Source organism: Nocardioides sp. P86 (assembly GCF_023712465.1).
In the GTDB taxonomy this organism is placed as follows: Bacteria; Actinomycetota; Actinomycetes; order Propionibacteriales; family Nocardioidaceae; genus Nocardioides; species Nocardioides kribbensis.
The window spans coordinates 1,569,420-1,588,226 of sequence record NZ_JAMAYE010000001.1 but is presented as its reverse complement, the minus strand read 5'-3'; the positions used below and the strand labels follow the sequence as shown (position 1 = coordinate 1,588,226).

Genomic DNA, 18,807 nt, shown 5'->3' with positions numbered 1-18,807 from the left:
GCGGTCGGGCCGGCCGCGGAGACGGCCCCTGCTCCTCGTGTTACCGACCGTTGCGACCTCTACCTGACAGTCATGACGGTCAGGTAGAGGTCGCAACGGTCAGTAGGACGCGCCCCGCCCGATTCCCGCCTGCGCCCCGTCCGTGCCTCAGCCCAGCGCGACGGTGAGGGCGAGCACGAAGTCGGGGTCCTCCAGACGCTCGCCGTAGACCTCGCGCAGCTGGCCCATGCGGTAGCGCACGGTCTGCGGGTGCACGAAGAGCGCCTCGGCGACGTCCTCGCGCCGGCCCTGGTGCAGCAGCCAGGAGCGCAGCGTCTCGACCAGCTTCTCGGCGGTGGCCGGGCGCAGGTCGCCCAGCGGCGCGAGCACCTGGGCGCGCAGGTCCGCGCGGGCCGCGGCGTCGGCGCTGAGCACGAGGGCGGTGAGGTGGGCCTCGGTGTCGAGCTCCACGCCCAGGTCGCGGGCGCGCACGGCGCGGTCGTAGGAGGCGCGCACCTCCAGCCACGGCCGCGCCGGGCCCGCCAGCGCGCCTCGGTCGCCGAGCACGCGCAGCAGCGCCGCGCGGCGGTGGTCGTGGGCGTCGGGCACCAGCACGAGCGACTCGCGGTCGGCGCCGGGTCGCGCGGGAGGCTCGGGCACGACCAGGGTGCTGGCGGCCACCGCCGAGAGCACGGGCCGCAGCTGGGAGTCGGGCACGAGCACGGCGGTCAACGTCGTGGGCGGCTCCCACTCGGCGCGCTGGGCGGCGTCGAGCACGGTCTCGACGGGGGTGTCAACGTCGAGCAGGTGCTGGGCCAGCCGCTCCAGCAGCCGCTGGCGGGCGCGCCCGGCGGTGGTGACCTCGTCGGCGTGGCCGGCCACGCTGGCCGCGGAGAGCTCGTCGATGTAGGCGAAGACCAGCTCGGCGAAGGAGGCCACCGTCTCGGCCGGCATGCCGCTGCGCACGGCGGTGGCCGACATCTCGCGCCACGAGACGCGGGCCCCGATCCGGTAGGCCGCGAGCAGCGCGTCGGTCGAGCGGCCGCTGCGGGCCTCGCCGCGGCCCAGCTGGTAGGCGCCCTCGACCGACGGCGCGGCGGGGGTGCGGGGGTCGACGCCGCGCCGGCCGCTGGCCAGCGACAGGAAGCCGCCGAGGGCCAGCTGCACCGCGGTGCGGATGTTCTCGCCCATGGGGCCGCTGAGCGCGCCCTCGTAGCCGGGCACGTCGGCGATGATGGCGTCGACGACGCGGTCGGCCACGACCGCCAGCTCCGAGCGCATCTCGCTCACGGCACGCGCCGGCAGCTGGAGCCCGTGGCCCGCCGTACGACGGGTGATGCGGCGCACCATCCGACCCTCCCGTCCGACCGCAACCCCGACATGGACGCGGCCACCGTCACAAGTTGTCACCTGCGAACAAAACAGCCCGGTGACTTCACATCACCGGCACAGGACTTTAACGGCCTGGCGTAGGACAGTGGAACCCATGAGCGCCACTGTGTCCACCACCGCCGAGACGACGACCGAGGCCACCGCCCCGGCCGCCGCCGCGACGACGGCGAGCGCCGCCACCACCGCGCCGACCGGCCCGCGCCCGACCACCGGGCGCTCCTCGCTGCGCCAGCGCCTGCGCCGCGTCGCCGAGGCCGCGGTCACGCCGCTGGAGCTCGACGACGTCCTCGACGTCTTCCACCCGCTGCGCAAGGGCGCCGACCTGCGCGCCAAGGTCGTCGCGGTGCAGCCCGAGACCGCGCAGTCGGCCACCATCGTGCTCAAGCCCGGCCGCGACTGGGCCGGTCACGTGCCGGGGCAGTACCTCCGCGTGGGCGTCGACGTCGACGGCGTGCGCCTGTGGCGCACCTACTCGCTGACCCACGGCCCCCGCGCCGACGGCTGCATCTCGATCACCGTCAAGGCGATCCCCGACGGCGTGGTCTCCAACCACCTCGTGCACCACCTCACGCCCGGCCAGATGATCCACCTCGGCCAGGCCGACGGCGACTTCGTGCTGCCCGACCCGCTGCCGACCAAGCTGCTCATGGTCACCGCGGGCTCCGGCATCACCCCGGTCATCGGCATGCTGCGCAACATGTTCTCCCGCGCCACCCCGGTGCGCGCCGACATCGTGCTGCTGCACTCGGCGCTCTCGCGCTCGGAGGTCATCTTCGGCGACGAGCTGCGCCAGTACGCCGCGGAGGGCCGGCTGCGCCTCGTGGAGCTGCACACCGACCGCGACGGCATGCTCGACGTCGCCGACCCCGCCACGGGGCTGGCCGCGCTGGTGCCCGACCTGGCCGAGCGCACGACGTACGCCTGCGGCCCGGTCGGCCTGCTCGACGCCCTCGAGGCCCACCACGGCGAGGCCGGTCTGCCGCTGCACATCGAGCGCTTCCGCACCGCGGTCGTGGCCACCGGCGAGGGCGGCACGCTGAGCTTCACCGGCCCCACCGGCGGCGGCACGGTCGTCGAGGCCGACGGCGCCACCACCATCCTCGACGCCGCCGAGTCGGCGGGCGTGCTGATGCCCAGCGGCTGCCGCATGGGCGTCTGCTTCGGCTGCGTCCTGCCGCTGCGTGAGGGCGCCGTGCGCGACCTGCGCAACGGCGAGCTGACCGTGGCCCAGCCCGGCGACGGCGTCAACATCCAGACCTGCATCAGCGCGGCCGCCGGGCCGTGCGAGATCACCCACTGAGTCGCTCGCCGACTCACCGCGAGACCCCCTGACCTGCACCTGATCCACCCGCTCGTCCCACCGAAGGAGCGCACCATGACCGTCATCACCAAGCAGCCCGTCAACCCGACCGCCCACCTCACCCCCGAGGACATCGAGGCCATCGGCGTGGAGCTCGACGCGATCCGTCAGAGCGTGCTCGACGACCGCGGCGCCAGCGACGCGGCCTACATCCGCAAGGTCGTCGACGTGCAGCGCAAGCTCGAGCTGGGCTCGCGCGCGGTGCTGCTGGCCTCGGTCTTCCCGCCGGCCTGGGTCGCCGGCACCGTGGGTCTCTCGATCGCCAAGATCCTCGAGAACATGGAGATCGGCCACAACGTCATGCACGGCCAGTGGGACTGGATGCGCGACCCGAAGATCCACTCCACCACCTGGGAGTGGGACAACGCCTCGACCGCCGAGGGCTGGAAGCACTCGCACAACGAGATCCACCACACCTACACCAACATCGTGGGCAAGGACAACGACCTCGGCTACGGCATCATGCGCGTCGACGAGGACCAGCGCTGGATCCCGATGTACCTCGCGCAGCCGCTGTGGAACTTCATCAACGCCTGCTTCTTCGAGTACGGCATCGCCGCCTACGACCTCGAGCTCGGCAAGAACCTGTCGATCCCGAAGGACAAGCGCAGCGAGACCTTCAAGAAGAACGCCGCCAACACCCTGCGCAAGATCCGCAAGCAGGCCACCAAGGACTACGTGGTCAACCCGGCGCTGGCCTTGCCGACCGGCTCCTTCCTGCCGACCCTGGCCGCCAACTTCACCGCCAACCTCGTGCGCAACGTCTGGTCGCACTCGGTGATCATGTGCGGCCACTTCCCCGAGGGCGTCGAGACCTTCGAGAAGAAGTCGATCCCCGAGAACGAGACCCGCGGCGAGTGGTACCTGCGCCAGATGCTCGGCTCGGCCAACATCTCCGGCTCCAAGGCGATGCACCTGATGACCGGCAACCTGTCGCACCAGATCGAGCACCACCTCTTCCCCGACCTCCCCTCGAACCGCTACGCCGAGGTCGCGCCGAAGGTGAAGGCGCTCTTCGACAAGTACGAGCTGAACTACCACGAGGCCTCGCTGCCGGCCCAGGTCTACTCGGCCTGGCACAAGGTCGTGCGCCTCTCGCTGCCCAACGGCTTCCTCGAGACCACCACGGTCAAGAACGCCCCTGAGCAGCTCAAGACCCTGTGGGCCATGACCACCAAGGGCCCCAAGGTCCGCCGCGCCGCCCAGGCCCGCCTCACCCAGCAGGCCCGCCGCAAGCAGATGACGCAAGCCGCCTGAGCGACCGCGCTCCGGTGGTCGGGGGCGAGCGCCCCGCCCCGGTGGTCGAGGCGAGCGCCTCGCCCCGGTGGTTGAGGAGCGAGCGCCAGCGAGCGTCTCGAAACCACCGCACCAGCCGAGGACCCATCTCACCCCGTCGGGTGAGATGGGTCTTTAGCTTTCCTGGGCACGGTGGGGGTCTCCTTCGACCCCAGGGAGCACCCGTGTCGCGTGCGAGCCGCCAGATCACCGAGAACGCCCAGGAGCACCTCGAGCCCGGCGAGCACGTGCAGGGAGCCTTCGCCGGGCAGACCATGGTCCGACTCGAGGCCGCCGACCGCTACCGCACGATCGTGGCGACCGACCGACGGTTGCTGATCTTCGACTCCGGCACGCTGTCGCAGACCTCGTGCGCCACGCTCATGGCCGAGCTGCCGCGCGAGACCGCCGTCGGGCCCCCGAACGGGCTGCTGTGGCACCGCCTCGACCTGATCGGTGAGGTGCTCCACGTCCACCGGCGCTACTTCTCCGAGGTCGTGGCCATCGACGCCGCGGCGCCGACCACCTGAGGCGCGCGGCCCCGCCTCTTACCGATCGTTGCGACCACTACCTGACCGTCGTGACGCCCGTCCAGAGGTCGCAACGGTCAGTAGGACGCTGCGGCGCGCTCACCCCAGCGGGAGGGCCGCCCAGGCGGTGACGACGTCGTCGGCGTCGACGAGCCGGTCGACGGCGGCGCGCAGGGGAGCACCGACGCCGGGGCCGAGCAGACCGTCGAGCTTGGTCACCAGGGCGGCGTCGTCGAGCGGGAAGTGGCGCGCGTCGCCGATGGGGTCGGGCTGGGCCAGGGCGAGGGTGCGGCCGTCGCGCAGCGCGACCTCGACCTCGCAGACCCGGCGGGCGGGCAGCCACCGGTCGAGGTCGGCGGAGACCTCGACGTGCACGCGGTCGCTGAAGGCCTCGGCCGCGGCGAAGGCGGGGGTGCCGGGCTCCATCGTCGCGGGCGTCACGGCCCCGCTGACCGCCGCGGTGGCCACGGCGAAGGGCAGCGAGAACATCGCGGCCAGCCGGTTGGCCGGGTGGCGCTGGAGCAGGGGAGCGGCCAGCGAGTGGATCACGACGCGTACGCCGAGCACGTCGCCCGCGTCCCAGCCGCGCGGCGCGCCCGCGCCGCCCGCGGAGCCCGCGCCCGCGGCCGAGCCGGCCGGTGGAGCCCCGCCGGCCGCGGTCCCGGACGCCGAGCCCTCGCCCGCGGCGGCACGCAGCGCGAGCACGAGGTCGATCGCGGCGTGGGTGTAGGAGCAGGCGGCGTGCTGCTTGAGGTAGCCCTCGGCGGCCAGCCACCGTGGGCCGGCCACGTCCCCCGACCCGTCGCCCATCCGGCCGTCTGACCGACCGTCTGCCCGGCCGTCCGCCCCGCGGTCGAGCCCGTCGAGCAGCAGGTCGGGCTCGAGTCCGCCGAGCAGGGCGAAGGCGGCCGCGGCGCCGCCGCGGTTGGCGGCCAGCCCGGCCCGGGCGAGGTGGGCGGCCGACAGGCCGGCGAGGGCGGCCTGCCCGGCCCACAGGTTGCGGGTGACGTCGCCGGCGAGCACGGCCGACCACGGGGTGACGCCCATCAGCCCGGTGGCGGCGTCGACGGCGGCGGCGACCTGCGCGGTCGTGGCGCCGAGGATGCGGGCGGCGGCGTAGGCCGCGCCGGTGGCGCCCCAGTGGCCGTGGGTGTGCCAGGCGGGGTCACGGCGCACGGCGTGGCCGAAGCGGGCGGCCACCTCGTAGCCCCCGGCGACCGCGGCGAGGAAGTCGCGCCCGCCCACGGGTCGACCGGCCTGCTGCGCGGCGGCGAGCGCGGCGGGCACGACGTGGACGGCCGGGTGGCCGGCGGCGTGCTTGTTGCCCTCGTCGAGCTCCTGGGAGCAGGCGGCGGCCGCGGTGAGCAGCGCCGCGGTCTCCGGGGTGGTGCGCGCGTCGCTGCCCGGCAGCGGGTTTGGGCCCGGCGCCAGCGGCCACGCCGCGAGCAGGGCGCGCAGCTCCGGGGTGCGCAGCCCCGCGGCCGCCACGCCCACCAGGTCGGTGAGCACCACGGGCAGTCGCGCCGCGACCGGGGCGGGCAGGTCGTCGTACGCGACGGTGACCGCGGCGACGAGATCGCCGATGGCGTCGCGGGTGCGTTCCGCCAGTAGGAACGGCTCCGGATCGATCATGCGCCCACCGTAGCGCGCGCTTCGGCTGGCAGGGCGGCAGAAGGCAGCCCCTTCACGGATCGGACCGTTCCGGTTAGAGTGACGTCTCGATCCCGAACGTTTCTTCCAGCGAAACGGATGCTGCGTGTCTGACTCCCACCCCCGCCCCGACGGCGCACCCGCCGTCGACACCGCCGTCGACACCGCGGTCGACACCGCGGTCGACACTGCCGTCGACGCCACCGACGGACCGCTCGCCGGCCTGCGCGTGCTCGACGTGTCGACGATCCTGGCCGGGCCGCTGTGCTGCCAGATCCTCGGCGACTACGGCGCCGAGGTGATCAAGGTCGAGCACCCCCGCGGCGGCGACAACATGCGCGGCCACGGACGCAGCAAGGACGGCGTGCCGCTGTGGTGGAAGGAGATCAGCCGCAACAAGCGCACCGTCGCGGTCGACCTCAAGGCCCCCGGCGGCGCCGAGGTGCTGCGCCGGCTGGTCGCGAGCGCCGACGTGCTGGTCGAGAACTTCCGCCCCGGCACCCTCGAGCGCTGGGGCCTGGGCCCCGAGGTGCTGCACGCCGACAACCCCGGCCTGGTCCTCGCGCGGCTGACCGGCTTCGGGCAGGGCGGGCCCTACAGCAGCCGCGCCGGCTTCGGCACCCTGGCCGAGGCGATGAGCGGCTTCGCGGCCGCCACCGGCGAGGCCGACGGCCCGCCCACGCTGCCCGCCTTCGGCCTGGCCGACTCCATCTGCGGCATCGCCGCCTCCTCGGCGGTGCTCATGGCGCTGCGCCACCGCGACCGCACCGGCGAGGGCCAGGTCGTCGACCTCAGCATCCTCGAGCCGATCATGGCCGCGGTCGGCCCGGGCCCGACGGTCTACCAGCAGACCGGCGAGATCGCCCAACGCCACGGCAACCGCTCCACCAACAACGCCCCCCGCAACACCTACCGCACCTCCGACGACCGCTGGGTCGCGATCTCCACCAGCGCCCAGCGCATCGCCGAGCGGGTCATGGAGCTGGTGGGCCACCCCGAGGTCATCGCCGAGCCGTGGTTCGCCACCGGCGGCGGGCGCGCGGAGCACGTCGACCTGCTCGACGAGCACGTCGGCTCCTGGATCGCCGCGCGCGACCGCGAGACCGTGCTGGCCGCCTTCACCGAGGCCGGCGCCGCGATCGCGCCGGTCTACGACTCCCGCGACCTCACCGAGGACCCCCACGTGCGCGAGACCGGGATGCTGCTCGAGGTCGACGACCCCGACCTCGGCCCCCTGCTCCAGCACAACGTCATGTGGCGCATGAGCGCCACCCCCGGGCGCATCCGCTTCACCGGCCGCGCCCTGGGCCACGACACCGACGCCGTGCTCGGCGAGCTCGGCTACGACGCCGAGGCCATCACCCGACTCAAGGAAGAGGAGGCCGTCCGGTGAGCGACACCCCGACGACCACCCCGCACACCCCCGCCGACCCCACCGCTGCCAGCACCGAGGCCACCCCGGCCCCCGCGCCGGTCGCCGGCGCCGACGACCTGCTCCGCACCGTGCAGGCCGGGGTCGAGACGATCGACCTGGGCCGCCAGCTGCGCGTGGGCATGCCGCAGTCGCCCAACCACCCGCAGTTCTGGCACACCCTGCCGCGCCGCCACGGCGACATGGTGCGCTCCGACGGCAGCAGCGCCGCCAACGACATGATCACCACCGGCACCCACGTCGGCACCCACATCGACGCGCTGGCCCACGTCTCCTTCGACGGCAAGCTCCACGGCGGCGCCGACGCGGCCGCGGCCTGCGTCGGCGGCAAGTACGAGGAGCACGGCGTGCACACCATCGCGCCGATGCTGCGCCGCGGCGTGCTGCTCGACGTCGCGGGCCACCTCGGCCTCACCCACTGCGAGGGCGGCTACGAGATCACCGTCGCCGACCTCGAGGCCACCGCCGAGCGCGCCGGCGTCACCGTCGGCGCGGGCGATGTCGTGCTGATCCGCAGCGGCTGGGGCGCGCGCTTCGCCGAGGGCGCGGCGTACGTCGGGGGCGCCTCGGGCGTGCCGGGGGTCGGGGAGGCCGGCGCCGTGTGGCTGGCCGAGCGCGGGGTGCACGCCGCGGGCGCCGACACCATCGCCTTCGAGCGGCTCGCGCCGGGCGGCGGCCACGCGCTGCTGCCGGCCCACCGGGTGCTGCTGGTCGAGGCGGGCATCTACATCGTCGAGGCGCTCGACCTCGAGGGCCTGGCCTCGGCCGGGTGGGCGGAGTTCACGTTCGTCCTCGTGCCGATGAACATCTTCGGCGCCACCGGCTCCCCGGTGCGCCCCCTCGCCCTGCGCTCCAGCGACACCCAGACCCAGGACCAGAGCCAGAGCCAGAGCGGAGCCGCCTCGTGAGCGACGCGACCCTGGCCCAGCAGCTCGGCGCCTTCGCCGAGGCCACGACCTTCGACGCCCTGCCCGAGGCCGTGGTCGACAGCGTGCGCAAGCGCGTGCTCGACACCGTCGGCATCGCGGTGGCCGCGGCCCCGCTGGAGACCAGCCGCGCGGCCCGCGCGTGGGCGCGCAGCCAGGGCGGCCACGCCGCGGCCTCGGCCGTGGGGGTGCCCGAGGGGCTGCCGGCCGGGCTGGCGGCGTTCGTCAACGGCGTGCTCGCCCACTCCCTCGACTACGACGACACCCACCTGCCCTCGGTGCTGCACCCCAGCGCCACGGTCGTGCCGGTCGCGCTGGCCGCCGCCGAGCGCGCGGGCGCCGGCGGGCAGGAGCTGGTGCGCGCGATCGCGCTGGGCCTGGAGACCTGCGTGCGCCTGGGCATGGCCGGCTACGACCGGGCGGCGAAGAACTCCACCTTCTTCGAGCACGGCCAGCACGCCACCTCCATCTGCGGCGCGATGGGCGGCGCGGTCGCCGCGACCGTCCTCGCCGGAGGCAAGGCCGACGCGGTGGTCGACAGCCTCGGGGTCGCGGCCTCCATGGCCTCGGGCATCATCGAGGCCAACCGCACCGGCGGCACGGTCAAGCGGCTGCACTGCGGCTGGGCCGCCCACGCCGCGGTCTCGGCCGCCGAGCTGGTCTCCTTCGGCCTCACCGGCCCGCCGACGGTGCTGGAGGGCCGCTTCGGCTTCTACCAGGCCTGGCTGCACGGGCGCTTCGACGCCGCCGCGGTCGTCGACGGCCTGGGGGAGACGTGGGCGGTGCCCGACATCTTCTTCAAGCCCTACCCCGCCAACCACTTCACCCACGCCGCGGTCGACGCCGCCGGGCGGCTGCGCGCCCGCGGCGTACGCCCTGACGACGTGGAGCGGCTGGTGCTCGGGGTGCCGGCGCCCAACCTGCGCACGATCGGGGAGCCGATCGAGGTCAAGCGCACCCCGGAGACGGGCTACATGGCGCAGTTCTCCGGACCGTACGCCGTGGCCGTCGGCCTGCTCGGCGGCGCCGGGCTCGGCGCCGGCGTGGAGGACTACACCGACGAGCTGGCCCGCGACCCGCAGCGGCGCGCCCTGATGGCCAAGGTCGACGTGGTGCCCGACCAGCGCTGCACCGACATCTTCCCCACGCAGTTCCCCGCCGTGCTGACCGCCCACCTGGTCGACGGTCGCGAGCTGGTGGAGGAGGTCCTGACCACCCGCGGGGGGCCGCAGCGACCGCTGTCCTTCGAGGAGCTGGCCGCGAAGTTCCGCGCCAACGCCGGCCGCACGCTGGCCGACGACCAGGTCGACGCACTCGCCGAGGCGTGCGCCGCGCTGGAGACCTGCACCGACATCGGCGCGGTGCTCGCGCCGCTGACCTCGGTGGACCCCATGACCACGACCGACAGCACGAAGTGAAGGGTGACCTCATGAGCGACTACGACCTGGTGATCACGAACGCGCGCGTGGTGCGCCCCGGCCACGCCGAGCCCGAGCGGCTCGACGTCGCGGTGAAGGACGGCGTCTTCGCCGCCGTCGAGGCCGGCCTCGACACGACCGGCGCCGAGGTGCTCGACGCGGGCGGCAAGCTGCTCTTCCCCGGCGTCGTCGACGTCCACCAGCACTGGGGCATCTACAACGAGCTGGGCGAGGACGCCGAGAGCGAGAGCCGCGCCTCCGCGCAGGGCGGCGTGACCTCCGGCATCACCTACATCCGCACGGGCGCCTACTACATGAACCGCTCGGGCCCCTACCGCGAGGTCTTCCCCGACGTCCTGGCCGCCACCGACGGCCGGGCCTACGTCGACTACGCCTTCCACGTGGCGCCGATCCTCGAGGAGCACATCGAGGAGATCCCGATGATGATCGAGGACTTCGGGGTGCCGTCGTTCAAGATTTTCATGTTCTACGGCAGCCACGGCCTGCACGGCCGCTCGGCCGACCAGGGCTCGTTCCTCATGCTGCCCGAGGACCAGTCCTACGACCTGGCCCACTTCGAGTTCGTGATGCGCGGCATCCAGCAGGCCCGCAACGACGAGCGCTTCGCCCAGGACCGCGACGCCATCTCGCTCTCGCTGCACTGCGAGACCGCCGAGATCATGCGGGCCTACACCAAGCTGGTGGAGAAGGACGGCACGCTCACCGGCCTGGAGGCCTACAGCGCCTCGCGCCCGCCGCACTCCGAGGGCCTGGCGATCACCATCGCCTCCTACCTCGCCCACGAGACCGAGCTGCCCAACATCAACCTGCTCCACCTCACCTCGCGCAAGGCGATCGAGGCGGCGATGATGATGCAGTCGACCTTCCCCCACATCGACTTCCGCCGCGAGGTCACCGTCGGCCACCTCGTCGCCGACTTCACCACCGCCAACCTCGGCGGCAAGGTCAACCCGCCGCTGCGCTCGCCCGAGGACGTCGACTCGCTGTGGGAGCACCTGCTCGCCGGCCACTTCTCCTGGGTCACCTCCGACCACGCCTGCTGCAAGGAGGAGACGAAGTTCGGCGACCCGAAGGACGACGTCTTCCTGGCCAAGTCGGGCTTCGGCGGCACGGAGTACCTCCTGCCCGCCCTGCTCACCGAGGGCCGCCGCCGCGGCCTGTCCTACGGCGCCGTCGCCGAGCTCACCGCCCGCAACCCCGCCGAGCGCTTCGGCCTGAAGCAGAAGGGCGACCTGGCCGTCGGCAAGGACGCCGACTTCTGCCTCGTCGACGACGACGTCACCTACGAGGTGCACGCCGCCGACTCCCTCTCCACCCAGGAGTACACCCCCTTCGAGGGCTTCGAGCTCACCGCCCGCGTCACCGACACCTACCTGCGAGGCTCCGCCGTGCTCCAGGACGGCGACGTCGTCGGCTCCCCCCGCGGCCAGTTCGTCCGCCGCTCCGGCAACCCCGCCTGACCCAGCCGCGGCGTGCCGAGGTCCGGCCCCCCACACCACGACCTCGGTACGCCGCCCCACCCCACCCAGTACCCACCCCGACCCGGTGGTTGAGGAGCGAGCGCCAGCGAGCGTCTCGAAACCACGAACCGCCCCGGTGGTTGAGGAGCGAGCGCCAGCGAGCGTCTCGAAACCACTCGCCTACGCAGCGCGCCGATCAACCGGGCGAGCGTCAGGCCCTGCCGGGGGACGAGGACTCAGTAGTCGTCGATGTGGACCACGCGAAACGGCCCGCCCTGGGCGGCGTAGTTGTTGTACTGCACCTGGACCTTCGACCCGAGCCCCGACCCCTTGCACGTGGGGTACTCGCGAGCCCCGTTGGTGACGGTGCCGGGGTTCTGGAAGAGCACCTTGCCCTTGGTGTCGAAGACGTCGTGCACACGCGCCAACGTGTTGCCCTTCTTGATCGCCTTGTACTCGCCCTTGGTCACGCACGGGCGGGTGTCGGCCTCGGCGGCCGAAGCGGGAGCACCGTTCATGCCCAGGGCGGCGCAGAGGGAGAGGACAGTGGTGAGGCCCGCGAGCTTCTGGTTCACAGGCTCGACCCTAGGGGTTCGAGGTGCGCAGATTGGGCGGAGCGGGTCGCGAGGGAGGGCGACGCCTTCGACGAGGCCGGACTGTTCGGCAACCAGAGCATCGTCGTGCAGCCGCAGGACCCGAAGTGGCTCCACGCCGTCGACCCTTTCCACACCCCGGTCTTCGTCATGACCCACCACCCGCGCCCCTCCTTCACCCTGGGCGACACGACGTTCCACTTCGTCAGCGGCGACCTCGCGTCGGTGCTAGCCCAGGCCCTCGACGCCGCGGACGGCAAGGACGTCCGCCTCGGCGGCGGCGCCGACACCGTGCGCCAGTTCCTCGACGCCGGCCTGGTCGACACCCTCCACGTCGCGGTCGCCCCGATCGAGATCGGCGGCGGCTCCCGACTATGGACCTCGCCCGACGACCTCCTCGACCGCTACCACCGCGACGTCGTCCCCAGCCCCAGCGGCGTGGTCCACCACCTCTTCTGGCGCGACTGACCGTCCACCCGACCGGTCCGCAACGCCACCGGACCCACCCCGCGCCTACCGTGTGCGCGTGCCAAGCCCACCCGTACGCCGCCCCGGCCGGGCCGCCCACGCCGCCGCTGGCTGGGGTGCGGTCGCGCTGCTCGTGCGGCCCGCCTACATCGCCACCGAGTTCATCGTCGCCGCAGCGACCACCGGCGGCTACAGCTTCGTCGCTGACTCGGTCAGCCGCCTCGGCGAGGTGGGCTGCACCGCCGCGTACTGCTCACCGCGCCACGAGCTGATGAACCTCTCCTTCATCGGCTTCGGGCTACTGCTGGCCGTCGGCGCGTTACTCCTCACCCGATCACTCGGCTGGTGGGTCACCGCGCTGCTGGCGGTCTCCGGGCTGAGCTCGGTGGCCACGGGCCTCGCGCCTCTTGATCGGGACGCCACCCTGCACGCCCTGGCCGCGACGCCACTTTTCGTGGCGCAGCCGGTCGCCCTGCTGGTCCTCGGTGCACGTCTGCGGCGCCGCGACCCGCGACTGGCGAGGGGCCTGCTCGCGACGGGCGCGGTGACGGCCGCCGCCGCGGCAGCGTTCGTCCTGTCCGGCGAGGGCACAATCTCCGGCCTGCTCGAACGTCTGGCGCTGTGGCCCGTCCTCGTCGCGCTTGCAATCGTCGCCTGGACTGGCATGCGGAGAAGCGCCGTTCCTTTGACTCAGCGCTGACGGTGTTCCCACCAGCCGCAATGCAGTAGCACCAAGCGCTGGTGGCGTGGGCAAAGGCGGTCAGCGGCTCGCTGTCATCACCCGCCCCCGAGCCAGCCAGCAGGCTCGCCGTGGCCGCGTCATTCCGCCCACTATGGGCGTGTCCGATCGCCACCTCATGACGCTCCATCTGGGACGCGTATCGGGCGTACTCGGGCGTGAGCCCTTGTTGGCGATCGCGGCATCGATGTGGACGCTCGTCTCAACCGTTGATTCCCGAGGCGCCGCCGACCGCGATCGGAACCGTAAGAACGGGCTGGCAGGCGGGCCACACCGTTAACCTGTCGCCAGACGGGTCATGCGCCTCCGGCGCTTCGGTCCCGAGCCGTGGCAAAGGAGTGTTTGGTGGTAGACCTGTTCCCAGGCGAGAAGCTCGACTTCAAGATCCGCGACTTGTCGCCATCGAGGGCGTCCGATGAGTCGATCAATAGAAAGTACGTCTCCGGCGAGGTCCGCATTGTTACCGAGCAGGCGCGCTACCCGCTCAACACAATCGCTGGAATGGTCTCGAGTTCCGACTACGAGCTAAATCCTGAATTTCAACGCAGGCACCGCTGGTCGCCAGAACGGCAGTCGTCGCTCATCGAATCGTTCATTATGAACGTGCCCGTTCCGCCCATCTTTCTGTACGAGGACGAGTACTCCCACTACGAAGTCATGGACGGACTTCAACGCTTGACTGCGATCTCCACGTTCTATCGGGACGAGTTGACGCTGTCAGGCTTGGCCGAGTGGCCGGAACTTAATGGCCGGAGCTACTCCAACCTTCCAGAGCAGGTTAGGCGCGGTATCGACCGTCGCTATCTTTCGTCGATTATCCTTCTACGCGAGACGGCTAGCACGCCAGAGGAGGCTCAGCGGCTGAAGCAGCTCGTCTTTGAGCGCATCAACAGCGGTGGTGAACGCCTAAAGGAACAAGAATCGCGGAATGCGATTCACAACGGGCCCCTGAATCAACTGTGTATTGCACTGTCGCGTAATCCTAACCTATGTGCGATGTGGGGCATTCCCGCTCCAGACGACGCGGAGATCGTCTCAGGGAGAATTTCACCGGCGCTTCGTGCCAACAGCGACTATCAGACCATGGGCGACGTTGAGTTGGTGCTGCGCTTCTTCGCGCACCGACAACGTCAGCGAATCGGTGGCGGCGCGCTTCGTACGTTCCTTGACGCGTACCTCCGTCAGGGCAACTTGCTGCCGCAAGGTGTACTCCTTGCCCTCGAATCGCTCTTCAAAGAGACCGTTGGCCTTGTTTACGATGTCTTGGGCGAGCGAGCTTTTTGGCTTTGGCGCTTCCGTAACGAGAAGTGGGGCTGGCTCGCACGCCCAACGACAACTGCTTACGACGCGATTATGTTTGTCTTCAGTCAACACCTGGACGACGCTCAAGCCCTGCGCAATCTGGCGCCCAACTTCCGAGACGCGATGCCGGTCTTCTACGAGCAACACTTCGCGTCGTTCGACGCGCGGACGACGAACATGTCGAACTTGCGGGAGCGGGATGAACTGGTGGAAGATCTCGTCTCCAAGGTGCTCCGTTCTGGTGCCTACGACACGAGGGCATGAGATCAAACCTGACAGAGCTTGAAGCTACAACACAAGCTCTGCGCCGAAACTTGGGCCTCGCGTCGGCGGTCGACGCCTTGCGCCCCTGGCTGAACCCTCATACTCGCAAGTATCCCGGTGTGCGCGCGATCGAAGACTTCCAACAGAAGGTGCCAGCAACCGCTGATGTTCGTCGGTTCGTTAATGGCGGACTCATCGTCGGACTATATGGAGCGCTGGAAAATTACGTCGAACGCCTAGTAGAGGATGCCGTCGAGACGTACCTCGAGTGCTGTTTCAACTACAACCTTCTCCCGAAGAGCGTGCTCGCCAGCTACTCCAGCGTTAGCGCAGAAGTTCTGACTGCCATCGCAAACGACCGTTATAACGGACAGCTCACTCAACTCGAACTGGCCGAGGGGCTGCACCGGACACTGCAGGGACGACTCCCGATACCGATGCAGACCCGCGTTTTCTCGCGGCACACGGCGAACTTCCGATGGGAACAGATAAGGTTTATATTCGCTCGCGCGGGCATTGATGTCGATGGGGTAAAGACGTCGCCGACCCTTACAAATGCGATGAAGGCGCATTTTCCCACTGAGGGGGCTTCGACGTTTGTGATCGATGATCTCGCGGAGAGGCGCAACGCGTTGGCGCACGGAAGTGCGAGCGATTTGTTGTCTCTTGAACTTCTTGAGGCGTATGTCGCAGTAGTCGAGGCATTCTGTGCGGCGTTGTACGATGCGGTCGCGAGTGCGACTTTACGTTACGTTACGTCGTTCGGACCTCCGCCAGCGCGGCGTTCACTGGGTAGGCCATATGCCCTATACCAAAAGCAGATCGCCTGCTTCTATTGCCTCCCGTGCGAGATCCAGCCTGGCGATCTCTTTGCGGCAGCGGGCGGCAGGTCGACAATCGCCGTCGTCGTCGAAGAGGTTGTATGCGAGGGGGTCACGGTTCCAACCGGGCTGGTCGGCGCGAGCGTCGGGATCAGATTGTCACGTCCCGTAACGAAGGCGAGCGAGATCATCCCACTGCCTGAATCCGCCCGGCGGGTACTGGCTTGACCCTTCCATTCGTCACCGAGAGCTGAGGAACTCAGCACCCTCGTGCGTGGAGTGGCAAGTTCCCGCCCGAAGCGTGACGCGGCCTCATAAGTCATGCGTGTGGCGATCGGCCGCCGAGGCAGGTAGAGATTTCCGCCGCTTATCGAGTCGGCAGCATGAGTCTTTGCGCCAGCTGTGCCCATGATGACGCGGCGTCGACCACCGTGCGCCCGAACAGAGGTCAATGCTGTGCGCCCTGCCGTCTGGGCCACGAGCCACGGCATACGCCTTCAGGCGGACGGCGGGCGATGTGGGCCCACATATGAACGTAACTTCCGCCGTCCATCCCGTGCCTGCGGACCAGGTCCCCGCGCGATGTCGGTCAGTCGTATGAGGCAGGCACTGGTCACTCCTCCGGACCTGCTACGCACTTCGATCGCGAGCTGGCTTGCATCACTTCTGCTGAGCGCTCCCACGTGCTTGGATGCAGCGGGCTGCCCGAATTCCCCAGCGAGACGAGAGAACTATGATGATCGACGGCCCCGCCACTCATCACCTGGTCGCGGTTGCGGATGTGGGGCGGTCAACTGACAACTCAAACAACGCAATCTACACGTTGCTCGGCGCCTGCATTGCTGCCGCGGCAACTCTGCTCGCCGTAGCGGTCAAGTCGTGGTTCGACGCGAAGGTTGAGAAACAAAGACACCAACGCGAGTTGGACAAACTCAACATAGAGATGACAGGACGCTGGGACAGTGCCGTGCTCGACAGGCGCCAGAAGGCCTTTAGCGCGCTCTTGGTCACCACACATGTCCTGTACGACGACATACGGAGGCTGAGGCAGCATAGGCGTGAGCGGTCGCTTGACGACGAGCAGTATGCAGCGGAATTGCGTGCCCTTTCAGGGATCGAAGGACAAACGGCAGTCGAAGAATTGAGACTCAACGCAACGGATGGGACCGCGTCGAGCGCCGAAGCGCTTTGGCAGCACCTGCGGTCGGGAGGAGTACCCCGAGGCACCGCTGTGGCTAGTTCCGAGTGGGTTGCATGGAAGGAGCAGTATTGGATCCTTCGCCTGCGGCTCATAGAGGACTGCAAACGCGATCTGCGACGCCCCAGAGCGGTCTGACCTGGGCTTCCCGTCGTTCTGCACGCGAGCATGGACCGCTACGCGTAGCTGCAAGAGCGGGGCGTTCTTCCTCCATACACTCTAAAGAAGTCGAGGGGCAATGATATCGGAACACGACGAAGGTGTCATCTATACTTTCGCTTTTCCGTTGCCATTCCGACTTCGGCTGCCGCCCGGCCTCAACTGGATCGTCACTGACCGGAAGTGGTCGTTTGTCGACCGCGAGAAGGCGGCATTTGAGTTTCCCTTCGTGTCCGCTACCTTCATTCCCGGCGAAATTCCTTTCGCGAATCTACTGCCATATGGCTTGGACCAGGCGCTAAACTCCTTCTACCGTCATGGCGAGCACCAGTCGGGCGAGCGAGACGCCCCCTTCAACGTCTCCCAACAGACGACTTGGGTTTCTCTCGAGACTCCGATGGACCAGTTGAAGGGAGAGCCGCGGGTCGCAACAACAGCGGCTCCCCACGCCGATGAAATTCAGGCGCTGTCGAGATGTTTGACAGGACTGAACGCGATGTTGCGCGCATATACGAACTCCACGTTCGACTATCGGGCCACCCAAGTACTGGCTCGAGACATCGGTCACTTGGTCGCAATGGGCAGGCGCGACGCTAGCCGTGAGTGGCACGCGACAGGACCGTTGATCGTCAATTCGGAGCACTGGCACGTTGAGGATGACTCAGTGCCGGAGTGGGGCATGAAGATGTTGTCCGGTAGGCACTGGGACGAGCAGTGGAATCATCCGTTCTTGACAGCCAGAACGTGGAAGGCGCGTGCAGAGTATGCGCGTTTTCGACAAGCCGACATGATCAATGCTGTAGTGAGTCTCAATACCGCTGCTGAGTCACTTCTGTTTGACACCTACCGGATGTTGTGCCTCGACTCGATGGAAGAGTCCGCCGGCGCGGACGATCACGTTCTGCCCGACCCAGCGTCCGAGCTTCCCTTAGCGAAACTCCTCAAGTCCGAACTTCCACACCTACTAGGCGGAAACTGGAGTCTGCAGCAAGGCACGCCAGCCGGTCGATACTTTCGTGAGCTCTATGCACTGCGAAATTCGGTGGTCCATGGGGCCAAAGTCCCCAACCCTCAGGAAACCCTAGATGGATTCGCAGCTTTTCAGTCCCTGGAGAACTTCCTCGTGGAGCGCCTCTTGGCTCGATGGAGGTCCTACCCCCGAACCTTGATGACCATGGCTGGGGAAAACCTGTCTGGCCATAGCTTGGCACTCAATAGGGAGTTTATCGCCACCAAAGAGCGGATCGTGTCCGGGCGCTTCCCGTACTGGCTGCCTGACAGCGAGAGGCATGATTCACAAGCACAGATGGGACCGAGCAATTGGGTGCAATACCCTCAATAGCAGGTTTGACCTTGGCGGAATGCGGCCAGTGGAACTGCCGTATGCGCATGCCGAGACGGACATAGGCACGAGTGCGGCTACGAGGTGCCTACCCACGTCACGTCGATCTATGTTGCGCTGCCAGGGTCGAGGTATGAGCGTATGAGTCCGGGACACGCCTGTTCGTCGACCGCGGATTCGGGGCAGGACCCTCACGCAGCCACCGCGCGCACTCCCTTCTCCCCGTATACCGACCGGGCGTAGCAGCGTCCTTCCGCCTCTTGGCGGACGCCGGACATGCCGAACACAAGATTGCGTTGCGTTGACGCACTCAGTGATCGCGCTGACGTGATCGCGACAAAGACTCTAAAGATCGCACTCGCCGCTGAGCTCAACGGTCCATGTGCTGACCGCGCGCTGTGGTGACATTCCGCCGGCGGCACGCCGCGACCTCGGCGAGGCGGAGGTGCGCGCCCGAATTGGCCTCAATGACGGCGAA

The 18,807-nt window shown here is 69.3% G+C and carries 16 protein-coding genes; 13 read left to right on the top strand and 3 right to left on the bottom strand.

The genetic code is table 11. The features are described 5' to 3' along the window. Window positions 1–147: 147 nt before the first annotated feature. On the bottom strand, window positions 148–1,329 hold the full coding sequence (locus M3673_RS07495) for a CdaR family transcriptional regulator (protein ID WP_251532746.1): 1,182 nt from the start codon (window positions 1,327–1,329) through the stop codon (window positions 148–150). Window positions 1,330–1,465: 136 nt separating this feature from the next. Here M3673_RS07495 and M3673_RS07490 point away from each other — a divergent pair, with 136 nt between their 5' ends. The 3 genes from M3673_RS07490 to M3673_RS07480 all read left to right on the top strand — a co-directional run bounded on the left by M3673_RS07490 (window position 1,466) and on the right by M3673_RS07480 (window position 4,536). Next, the gene (locus M3673_RS07490) at window positions 1,466–2,671 is read left to right on the top strand and encodes a ferredoxin reductase (protein WP_251532745.1); all 1,206 of its coding nucleotides are present in this window, start codon (window positions 1,466–1,468) and stop codon (window positions 2,669–2,671) included. Window positions 2,672–2,746: 75 nt separating this feature from the next. Further along, a complete protein-coding gene (locus tag M3673_RS07485) occupies window positions 2,747–3,988 on the top strand; it encodes an acyl-CoA desaturase (protein ID WP_193661855.1) in 1,242 nt (413 codons plus the stop codon). A 203-nt stretch (window positions 3,989–4,191) separates the two neighbouring features. Beyond that, window positions 4,192–4,536, top strand: coding sequence for a hypothetical protein (locus tag M3673_RS07480; protein WP_251532744.1), 345 nt, complete (start codon window positions 4,192–4,194; stop codon window positions 4,534–4,536). A gap of 99 nt (window positions 4,537–4,635) precedes the next feature. Here the strand turns inward: M3673_RS07480 and M3673_RS07475 are convergent, their stop codons facing one another. Further along, complete coding sequence (locus tag M3673_RS07475; protein ID WP_251532743.1) at window positions 4,636–6,168, bottom strand: MmgE/PrpD family protein; 1,533 nt, start codon at window positions 6,166–6,168, stop codon at window positions 4,636–4,638. A 241-nt stretch (window positions 6,169–6,409) separates the two neighbouring features. Here M3673_RS07475 and M3673_RS07470 point away from each other — a divergent pair, with 241 nt between their 5' ends. From M3673_RS07470 to M3673_RS07455, 4 genes are read left to right on the top strand one after another with little or no spacing between them, the layout of a single operon-like run. After that, window positions 6,410–7,579 carry a CaiB/BaiF CoA-transferase family protein gene (locus tag M3673_RS07470; protein WP_251532801.1) on the top strand — a complete coding sequence of 390 codons (1,170 nt, stop codon included), beginning with the start codon at window positions 6,410–6,412 and terminating at the stop codon, window positions 7,577–7,579. Next, a complete protein-coding gene (locus M3673_RS07465) occupies window positions 7,576–8,526 on the top strand; it encodes a cyclase family protein (RefSeq protein ID WP_251532742.1) in 951 nt (316 codons plus the stop codon). Before M3673_RS07470 ends, M3673_RS07465 begins: the two co-directional genes overlap by 4 nt. After that, window positions 8,523–9,962, top strand: a complete 1,440-nt coding sequence (locus tag M3673_RS07460; RefSeq protein WP_251532741.1) for an MmgE/PrpD family protein — start codon at window positions 8,523–8,525, stop codon at window positions 9,960–9,962. Before M3673_RS07465 ends, M3673_RS07460 begins: the two co-directional genes overlap by 4 nt. Window positions 9,963–9,973: 11 nt before the next feature. Further along, window positions 9,974–11,443 carry a dihydroorotase family protein gene (locus tag M3673_RS07455; protein ID WP_251532740.1) on the top strand — a complete coding sequence of 490 codons (1,470 nt, stop codon included), beginning with the start codon at window positions 9,974–9,976 and terminating at the stop codon, window positions 11,441–11,443. Between the two features lie 236 nt (window positions 11,444–11,679). Here the strand turns inward: M3673_RS07455 and M3673_RS07450 are convergent, their stop codons facing one another. Beyond that, complete coding sequence (locus M3673_RS07450; protein ID WP_251532739.1) at window positions 11,680–12,018, bottom strand: hypothetical protein; 339 nt, start codon at window positions 12,016–12,018, stop codon at window positions 11,680–11,682. Window positions 12,019–12,123: 105 nt separating this feature from the next. Between M3673_RS07450 and M3673_RS07445 the strand changes: the two genes are divergently transcribed. The 6 genes from M3673_RS07445 to M3673_RS07420 all read left to right on the top strand — a co-directional run bounded on the left by M3673_RS07445 (window position 12,124) and on the right by M3673_RS07420 (window position 18,329). Continuing rightward, complete coding sequence (locus M3673_RS07445) at window positions 12,124–12,504, top strand: dihydrofolate reductase family protein (RefSeq protein WP_251532738.1); 381 nt, start codon at window positions 12,124–12,126, stop codon at window positions 12,502–12,504. A gap of 58 nt (window positions 12,505–12,562) precedes the next feature. Beyond that, the gene (locus M3673_RS07440; protein ID WP_251532737.1) at window positions 12,563–13,204 is read left to right on the top strand and encodes a DUF998 domain-containing protein; all 642 of its coding nucleotides are present in this window, start codon (window positions 12,563–12,565) and stop codon (window positions 13,202–13,204) included. 384 nt (window positions 13,205–13,588) lie between these two features. After that, window positions 13,589–14,809: a DUF262 domain-containing protein gene (locus M3673_RS07435; RefSeq protein WP_251532736.1), complete on the top strand. Its 1,221-nt coding sequence runs from the start codon at window positions 13,589–13,591 to the stop codon at window positions 14,807–14,809. Between the two features lie 119 nt (window positions 14,810–14,928). Next, window positions 14,929–15,858, top strand: a complete 930-nt coding sequence (locus M3673_RS07430; RefSeq protein WP_251532735.1) for a HEPN domain-containing protein — start codon at window positions 14,929–14,931, stop codon at window positions 15,856–15,858. A 505-nt stretch (window positions 15,859–16,363) separates the two neighbouring features. Next, a complete protein-coding gene (locus tag M3673_RS07425) occupies window positions 16,364–16,966 on the top strand; it encodes a hypothetical protein (protein ID WP_251532734.1) in 603 nt (200 codons plus the stop codon). A gap of 100 nt (window positions 16,967–17,066) precedes the next feature. After that, the gene (locus M3673_RS07420; RefSeq protein WP_251532733.1) at window positions 17,067–18,329 is read left to right on the top strand and encodes a hypothetical protein; all 1,263 of its coding nucleotides are present in this window, start codon (window positions 17,067–17,069) and stop codon (window positions 18,327–18,329) included. Window positions 18,330–18,807 lie beyond the last annotated feature (478 nt).

Coding starts and splice junctions, on each gene's coding strand:
- M3673_RS07485 (WP_193661855.1), top strand. CDS start 2,747: ATGACCGTCATCACCAAGCAGCCCGTCAACCCGACCGCCCACCTCACC.
- M3673_RS07475 (WP_251532743.1), bottom strand. CDS start 6,168: ATGATCGATCCGGAGCCGTTCCTACTGGCGGAACGCACCCGCGACGCC.
- M3673_RS07495 (WP_251532746.1), bottom strand. CDS start 1,329: ATGGTGCGCCGCATCACCCGTCGTACGGCGGGCCACGGGCTCCAGCTG.
- M3673_RS07425 (WP_251532734.1), top strand. CDS start 16,364: ATGATGATCGACGGCCCCGCCACTCATCACCTGGTCGCGGTTGCGGAT.
- M3673_RS07455 (WP_251532740.1), top strand. CDS start 9,974: ATGAGCGACTACGACCTGGTGATCACGAACGCGCGCGTGGTGCGCCCC.
- M3673_RS07420 (WP_251532733.1), top strand. CDS start 17,067: ATGATATCGGAACACGACGAAGGTGTCATCTATACTTTCGCTTTTCCG.
- M3673_RS07490 (WP_251532745.1), top strand. CDS start 1,466: ATGAGCGCCACTGTGTCCACCACCGCCGAGACGACGACCGAGGCCACC.